The sequence below is a fragment of the Paenibacillus sp. DS2015 genome (assembly GCF_050433705.1).
GTDB lineage: Bacteria > Bacillota > Bacilli > Paenibacillales > Paenibacillaceae > Paenibacillus_AQ.
Genome location: NZ_JBNPWS010000092.1, coordinates 1 through 1,170 on the forward strand (window position 1 = coordinate 1; position 1,170 = coordinate 1,170).

General features: G+C 37.2%; 2 protein-coding genes. Both read left to right on the forward strand.

Annotated features, from left to right (window positions below):
* Window positions 1–95 precede the first annotated feature (95 nt).
* On the forward strand, window positions 96–521 hold the full coding sequence (locus J2T13_RS26270; protein ID WP_429375665.1) for an HTH domain-containing protein: 426 nt from the start codon (window positions 96–98) through the stop codon (window positions 519–521).
* A 32-nt stretch (window positions 522–553) separates the two neighbouring features.
* A partial coding sequence (locus J2T13_RS26275; protein WP_429375667.1) for an IS3 family transposase occupies window positions 554–1,170 on the forward strand: 617 nt, incomplete at its 3' end.

Here is a 1,170-nt window from a genome sequence, read left to right on the forward strand (position 1 = left end):
TAAAATGTACCCAGTAAGATAGACACTTGAAAAAGGTCATCTTATTGGGTCTTTTTTGTTTATAATGAGAAAAATAACAATCGGAGCGAATGAAAATGTCCAAGAAAATATTTACAAAACAACAACAGGAACAGCTGAAAAAGAACCCCCATGTAAAAGCAGTTAGTGAAAAAGCAATTACGTATACTGACGAATTTAAGCAGGTATTTATCCATGAAAATGAACAAGGAAAATTACCACGTCAAATTTTTGAAGACGCTGGGTTTGATGCGGAAGTTTTAGGGGGGACTCGCATTAGCAAGGCCGCCGATCGTTGGCGTACGGCTTATAAAGACAAAGGAGTGTCGGGATTAGAGGATACTCGAAGATATAGTTCTGGTCGTCCATTAGAGCGCGAGCTAAGCATCGAAGAGAAATACACTCGCTTAAAGGCGAAGATGAAATTATTACAAGTTGAAAATGAACTATTAAAAAAGCTCGATCAACTAGAAAGGCAGATGATGAAAAAGAAATCACATTAAAAACCGAGCAGAAATTCCAACTGATTCATCACATCATTGAAAAATACCAATTAAAACGTCTCGCTAGCTTCCTTTGTAAAATCACAGGCGTATCACGTTCAGGTTATTACGGTTATTTCAAAGAAGAGGCTGTACGCAATCGGATAAAGCGTGAGATAGCAGATAAAAAGTTGAAGGATATCATTTTAAAAGCCTATAAATTCCGCCGCCGAAACAAAGGCGCACGCCAAATTAAAATGACGTTAGAAAATCAATACCAGATTACATTTAACTTAAAACGAATTCGTCGTATTATGAAAAAGTTTTCAATCATATGTCCGATTCGAAAAGCGAATCCTTACCGAAGAATGGCGAAGGCAACGAAAGAACATCGAACATGTCCAAACCTGCTTCAACGTGAATTTAAGCAAGGCGTGGCAGGTAAAGTGTTATTAACGGATATCACGTATTTAACGTACAAATACGGCAAGCGTGCCTATTTGTCGACCATTAAAGATGCCGAAACAAATGAAATTTTAGCTTATGAAGTATCTGATAAAATCACATTAGATATTGCACTCAATACACTCCAGAAACTGAAATTAAAACATCGCCATTTAACAAAAGATGCTTTTATCCATTCGGATCAAGGTGTGCACTATACGAGTCC